A 6,813-nucleotide genomic window follows, 5' to 3' on the forward strand; every position below is an offset into this window, starting at 1 on the left:
TAAAATTTTTAATAAAAAAAATGTGTGGAAAGAAGGCTGATTGGCGGATGGTAAAACGTTCTGTTTTAGCATTTTTTTAAATGGTTGCAATCAATCAAATCTTTCCATTCTAATCGTTACCGGCATGTTGTCTTCCGGATTTGTGGGCAAAAGTAATTTTATATTTCAAATTGCAGGGTGTTAATTTTTGGTAAGCGACTGAAATATCTGCTCCAGAGAATCATCACGTTTTTGCAACGAAAGCACGGTGAGCTGCTCCTGCACGGCCAACTGGAAAAGGTCGGGACGCACGTCGCGGCTTGCCGTTGAGGTGATGATCCAGCGGTTTTCGCTGTCAGGCTCCGCTTTGTGAACACCGTCAATCTTCAACAGCTTTTCGGCGTCGATCGGTTTGTCAAATTCTATCACGAGCACCTGCTCGGCTTTTTCGGGATTTTGCAGATTGGCGGTGGTGTCGTCGGCCACTATTTTACCGTTGTTGATGATGATAACGCGCTGGCAGAGTTGCGTTACTTCTTGCATAATGTGCGTGGAGAGCATCACCGTTTTGCGGCGGCCAATCTGCTGAATAAGCTGACGGATTTCGAGCAATTGGTTGGGGTCGAGGCCGGAGGTAGGTTCGTCGAGGATAAGAATTTCGGGGTCGTGGATGAGCGCCTGCGCCAGCCCGACACGTTGCCGGTAGCCTTTGGAAAGCGCGCCAATCCTCTTGCGGTACTCGGGTGTAATGCCGGTAAGCTCTATCATTTCATCGACGCGCTGTTTCACGTTTTTCAATTTATAAATACCCGCTACAAATTCCAGATATTCTTTCACGTACATCTCGTGATACAGCGGATTGTTTTCGGGCAGATAGCCCACAAGTCGCCGCACTTCGAGGTTATTTTCCAACACATCCATGCCATTGATGGTGGCTGCGCCAGAGGAAGCCGGGATAAACCCGGTGAGTATCTTCATCATCGTGGATTTGCCGGCGCCGTTGGGGCCGAGTAGCCCGACGATATTTCCCGGTTCGATGGTAAAAGAAACATCATCCAGCGCCTTCTGCTCGCCGTAGTATTTGGTAATGTTTTGAACGGAAATCGACATACGTGTTGGTGATTTTGTGTTGCTGCTTCGTTTTCACAAAAAACAGGCAAATTGGGGTTTTATTGTAATCAAAAAGGAAAAGCCATCCGGCTGCAATGAATTGAAATTCCAACCGCCGGTAGTCGGTGTAAACAATAACAAAAAGACATCCGGCATTAGTCGGGGTAAATATTCCAAATAAATTTCAAAAAAGAAAATGCAAAAACTCAAACAAATCCCAGACATCAGATTTCAAATTACCTTTTTAATACCAAAGTCGTAAAACGTAAAGACGCCCAATTTGGGCGTCTTTACAATTCATTCTTTTCGGAGCAAAATTAAAAAGTCGATATTTAAGATTCAGAATTTTAGAATTCAATTCGTCATTCTATTGGGCTGACTTCTCATTTCTCACCTCTTTCTACTGCCATCTTAGCTATTCAGCATCACGGGCATTACCAGCATCAGGATCTCTTCGTTGTCTTGTGGTTCGTCTTCTACGGGTATGATCAGGCCGGCGCGGTTGGGTTGCGACATTTTCAGCAGCACTTCTTTGGTGTTGACATTGTTGAGCATCTCCTGCATAAATTTGGAGTTGAAACCGATTTCGAGGTCTTCGCCGTCGTAGTTGCAGCTTATGGTTTCGACAGCTTCGTTGCTATAGTCGATGTCCTCGGCCGATAGTTCCAGTAGCTGCCCCGATATTTTGAAACGTATCTGGTGGGTGCTTTGGTTGGCAAACAGCGAAACACGTTTGATGGTGTTGAGCAGCAGCGAGCGGCTTACCTGCAACCTGTTTGGGTTTTCCACAGGGATTACCGCCGGGTAGTTGGGATATTTGCCCACGATAAGTTTACACAGCAGCTGGATATTTCCAAAAGCAAAAAAGGCATTCTTGTCGTTGTATTCCACTTTTACATCCATCTCCTCGTTGCCCAATATATTTTTGATCTGGTTGAGCGGCTTGGTGGGCAGAATGATCGAGTCGTAGTTGTCGGTGATAACATCTTTGCGGGCATAGCGAACCAGCTTGTGCGCATCAGTGGCAACCAGCGCCATGCCTTCGTCGGTAAGCTCCATCAGCACCCCCGACATAACAGGGCGTATCTCGTCGTTGCCTGCAGCAAAAGCAGTTTTACTGATGGCTTCCGAGAGGATGGTCGATTTAATGGTAAAGCTGCTGCCTTCTTCCACCTTGGGCGTTTCTGGAAACTCTTCGCCGTTGTGGCCGCTTAGTTTGTACTTACCTCCACCGGCAGTCATTTCGATGGCGTAGGTGTCGTTGTTGGTGGTAAAGGTGATGGGTACATCCGCCAGGGTTTTTAGCGTGTCGAGCAGAATTTTGGCAGGCACGGCTATGGCTCCTTCTTCTTCGCTCATGGTAAGTTTCAGACTCACCGTCATGGTGGTTTCCAGGTCGGAAGCCGTGACCTGAAGGATGTCTTCACGGATTTCAAAAAGGAAATCGTCGAGAATTGGCAGCGTGTTGCTGGAGCTGGCCACGCCACTGATCGACTGGAGGTTTTTCAGCAGATAATTGCTGGATACGATAAATTTCATTTTCTATGTTGATTTTGATGATTACTCTTGTTTTAAACACTGTTCGATATAATATTCATAACCTACCTGGATGCCCAACTCAGCGGATTTTTGCCAGTCGGAGCAGGCTTTGTCCATTTGTCCGGTCACCTCATAGGTGATGCCGCGGTTAAGATACGCAAATCCATAGTCGGGTCGTAGCCCGATAGCTTTGTCGTAATCGTCGATGGCGGCCTGATAATCGTTTAACTTAAAATATGCGTTTCCGCGATTGTTGTAAGCAAACACATAATCGGGATTGATGTCGATGGCAGCCGTAAAATCGTCGGCAGCCTCCTGGAATTGTTCCATTTGAAAAAGCACATTCCCGCGATTATTGTAAGCATAAAAAAACTGAGGATTATAATTAATAGCTAAAGTGTATTGCACCACTGCTTCGGGAAATTGTGCGAGCCCCATGAGCGCGCGGCCTTTGTAAAACCAGGCTTTGTCGTTGGGTTGCAGCGATAGCACGATGTCGAAATCGGCGATGGCTTCTTCAAATTTAGCCTGATTTAATTTTATAAATCCGCTGTTGAAATAGGCATCTACAAAAGAAGAATCGCGCGCGATGGCTTCTCTAAACTTCTGCAATGCGCCGGTGAGGTCGCTGTCGTAGTATCGGCGCAGTCCTTCGTTATAAAGGGCGTTGCTTGCATCGTTAAAACCAGCACCGGAATTGCTCTGGCCTGGCAAAGCATCTATGTCCAAAGTTTCAGGATCGTTGCTATCGGAAGTAGCCGCAGGGATGCTATCGTTAAGATAGAGTTGGTCGATCTCTTCAATCTTCAATGCCGGATACTTCTTTTCGGGCGCCAGCTCCAACGCTTGGGCGTAATGCTCTTTGGCGTTTTTGTAGGCTTTTATGCTGTAATAATAATCAGCTGTTGAAACCAGTTGGTCGTAAGATTTTGCTTTTGGAACAGGAGCCGGCTTTATTTCTTGCTCAAGCAAATTAAGCTGTGTTTCGGGATATCTTTTGGAAGGGTCGGTCTGCTGCGCCATCCGATAATATTCGCGTGCGTTGGTTTTTTCGTTGGCACGGAAAGCTTGGTCGGCACGGTCGATCCAATAAAAATAATCCTTTGCCGGCTCTGTGGATTTCGATGAAGGCTCCGTTTCGACTGGAGTGGGTTTCGTTTCCACAATTGAAATCGTATGCGGAGCGGCGGGTTCAATCGCTACAGGTTCCGGTTGGCTTTCGGGTTTGGTGGGTTCTACAATTTCTTCCGAAAAATTCCGTGCCACCGACATATCCGCGAAAGCGCCTTCCAGATCACCCAGCTCGGTGCGGGCAGCGCCACGGTTCAGATAATCCTGCCGCTGCGGTGCCAGCTCAATAGCCCGGTTGTAGGCGGTTATTGCAGCTTCATAATTTTTTTTATTAAAATTAACAGCACCCAGATAACTGTATGCCTCACCGTTGTTGGCATCGATAGCAACAGCTTGTTGTAGCAACGGAAACGCTTCATCGGCTTGTCCCTCGGCTATCTTTCGGCTGGCCTGATCCAGATAATGCTGCGCCAGCAATGCGCTCACATCCTGATAAAGCTCCTTTGCTGATTCGTCAAAACCCACAGTATCAATGGCGTTGTGTTGTTGGGTAGCTTTGCTGGTTTGGCTGGTGGCCAAAAGGACTTTTACAATGTAGAGTACGGCTCCGCTTTCGGGCTGCAGCTGTTGCGCACGACTAAAATTATTGGTCGCAGCCACATAATCGGCATTGTCATAAAATATCAATCCTTTTTGTATGTAGGCTTTCGCGAAATTGGGATCGAGCAGGATGGCTTCATTAAAACTATCAAAAGCTGCGTCAGTTTTTTTCTGCGACAGCAAAATCATTCCTTGCTCATAATATTGATCAGCCAAAGCTGATTGCACCGAAAGGGCTTCTGCGTTGTCAGCGTCCGGCGAAACGCCCGCCAGCGCAAGGTCGCGACGGGCAGCTTCCATGTTTCCAAGTTTCATCTGCACTTCGGCGCGTTGCAGGTAAAGTGGCTGTGATGGCTCCAGCGCTAAGGCTGTATCAAAATAGGCGTATGCTTTCGCAAAATCTTCTTGTTGGTAATAAATGTCACCGGATTTGGCGAAAGCCCCTGCATATTGCGGGTCGATGGCAATGGCACGCTGTAACAATTTCAGCGCTTCGTCGGCATTACCCGCACTGTCGGCTGTGGCAGCCTGAGCCGTAAGGCGCACAGCCAGTTGCCGGTAGGCAGCGGCTTCATCGCTCACCTGACCCCAGAGCAGCGAGGTAAAAAATAAAAACCCGATAAATAAAATGTTTCGTTTCATTGTCTGGCAAAATTAATGAAATGAGGCAAAGTGCATAGCTTTAATTTATTAAAATGTTGTCAACGATTTTAAAACGCTTTCTTATGGTCGGGATTTGTCGTTTGTTTGACGATTTCATGTTTTATTAATATTTCGTTCGATTGATCATACAAAAAAATTAATTTTGTATTAAACACAAAAAAATCATGAAAACAATTCTCTACACTTTCATTTTTCTGATGATGAGCCAAATACTTACGGCTCAAATCCTGCATGTGCCACAACAATATCCCACGGTTCAAAGCGGAATAGATGCTGCACAAGCCGGCGACACGGTGCTGGTGGCGTCGGGCACCTATTATGAGGCTATTAATTTCAATGGCAAAAGCATAACCGTTGCCTCCCTTTACCTCACTACCGCTGACACTGCCATGATTTCGGAAACCATCCTTAAACCGGATTCGTTATTCCCTTTCTCGTCAATTATAAGTTTTCAGAATAACGAAACCCGGCAGTCGGTTTTATGCGGTTTTACCATAAGGGATAACAACAGAGCCTGGTTTGGTAATGGAATCAAGTGCCATCATTCCAGTCCTACACTCACCAATCTGAAGATTGTTAATAATCATGCGGCTTACGATGGCGGCGGAATATTTTGTTCCGATACAGCCAGCCCTTTGATAGCCCATGTGGAGCTTTTAGGAAATTCGTGTAGTTATCACGGAGGAGCAATTTATTGTAAATCATTTTCAAATCCTGAATTATTTGATGTAACATTCAAAGGAAATACAAGTTGGATGGAAGGTGGTGCAGGCTTATTCTGCACGGAATTTTGCAAGCCGATACTCGAAAATGTAATTTTCTCCACTGATACATCAGCTCAGAACGGCAGCGCTATAACCTGTATCCAATCCGATATTACCATACGCAATGCATTGATCATTGGTAATCATGCATACCTCGAGGACCGTGGCAGTGCAATAGCGTTGATGGATAACAGCACCGGAAACTTCATCAATATTACTATGGTCAATAATACCGGCAATACGCAGGCAGGTGTGTGGTGTTATGGTGGAAGCTCCGCAACTTTTATCAATAGCATCTTATTCAATAATGGACCCACCGAGCTATTTTTTGATGAAATGAGTTCGCCGGCAACGCTCATTGTAAGCTACTGCAACATTGCCGGTGGCCAGGCAGGCGTGGTGCATCCGGATAGTATTACCGTGTACTGGCTCGAAGGAAACATAGATGCCGATCCGGCTTTTGCAGGATCAGGCGCAACACCTTTTGCGCTAAGCGAATCGTCGCCCTGCATCGATGCAGGAACGGCTGATACCACCGGACTATTGCTGCCCGCCGGCGATCTGCTGATGAACCACCGCATCTGGGACGGCAACCACAACGGCACCGCCATCATCGACATGGGCGCCTATGAGTTTGACGCTGCACCACTGGGCTTTTTATCTCCTGAAAATCCGGCAAGGGAAGCCGCTGCACTCCGGGTTTTCCCAAATCCTGCCAAAGGAAGCTTTGTGGTAGGTTTTGATTTGGAAAAAGCGCAGCAGGTTTCGCTGCAAATCTTTTCGCTCACCGGCGTATTGGTACACCAAGTGCCTGCAACACTTTGCGAACAAGGAACCCGGAAAATCACAATAGATATTTCACACCTGCGCCCGGGAATTTATCTACTTCAGCTAGTGCCGGAAGAAGGGTTTGCAAAGCAGGCAAGGGTGGTGGTTCGGTAAAACCCATCCACAATCGATAAAAATTAATTTTTAAGAATTATTTCCTTTTCAAAAGACATTTTGTAATCAAGGGGTTTATTCTTACATTTGCTGCTTCAATAGAGTTAGAATGAAAAGTTCATTTTTACATAGCACTGCCCCCCCC

At 46.5% G+C, this 6,813-nt stretch carries 4 protein-coding genes; 1 reads left to right on the forward strand and 3 read right to left on the reverse strand.

The genetic code is table 11. The features are described from left to right. Positions 1–180 precede the first annotated feature (180 nt). From gldA to VFC92_08475, 3 genes are all read right to left on the reverse strand, one after another. Entirely contained in the window at positions 181–1,089 is a 909-nt protein-coding gene (gene gldA, locus VFC92_08465) for a gliding motility-associated ABC transporter ATP-binding subunit GldA (GenBank protein HZK08220.1), read from the reverse strand. Between the two features lie 411 nt (positions 1,090–1,500). Next, a complete protein-coding gene (dnaN, locus tag VFC92_08470; GenBank protein ID HZK08221.1) occupies positions 1,501–2,628 on the reverse strand; it encodes a DNA polymerase III subunit beta in 1,128 nt (375 codons plus the stop codon). Positions 2,629–2,649: 21 nt separating this feature from the next. Next, complete coding sequence (locus VFC92_08475; protein HZK08222.1) at positions 2,650–4,941, reverse strand: tetratricopeptide repeat protein; 2,292 nt, start codon at positions 4,939–4,941, stop codon at positions 2,650–2,652. A 185-nt stretch (positions 4,942–5,126) separates the two neighbouring features. On the opposite strand from VFC92_08475, the gene VFC92_08480 reads away from it, so the two are divergent. Next, positions 5,127–6,668, forward strand: a complete 1,542-nt coding sequence (locus VFC92_08480) for a T9SS type A sorting domain-containing protein (protein ID HZK08223.1) — start codon at positions 5,127–5,129, stop codon at positions 6,666–6,668. Positions 6,669–6,813 lie beyond the last annotated feature (145 nt).

Source organism: Bacteroidales bacterium (genome assembly GCA_035647615.1).
Taxonomy (GTDB): Bacteria; Bacteroidota; Bacteroidia; order Bacteroidales; family 4484-276; genus SABY01.

Bases quoted from the DNA above. Each gene is read 5' to 3' on its own strand.
- gldA (HZK08220.1), bottom strand. From the start codon at position 1,089: ATGTCGATTTCCGTTCAAAACATTACCAAATACTACGGCGAGCAGAAG.
- dnaN (HZK08221.1), bottom strand. From the start codon at position 2,628: ATGAAATTTATCGTATCCAGCAATTATCTGCTGAAAAACCTCCAGTCG.
- VFC92_08475 (HZK08222.1), bottom strand. From the start codon at position 4,941: ATGAAACGAAACATTTTATTTATCGGGTTTTTATTTTTTACCTCGCTG.
- VFC92_08480 (HZK08223.1), top strand. From the start codon at position 5,127: ATGAAAACAATTCTCTACACTTTCATTTTTCTGATGATGAGCCAAATA.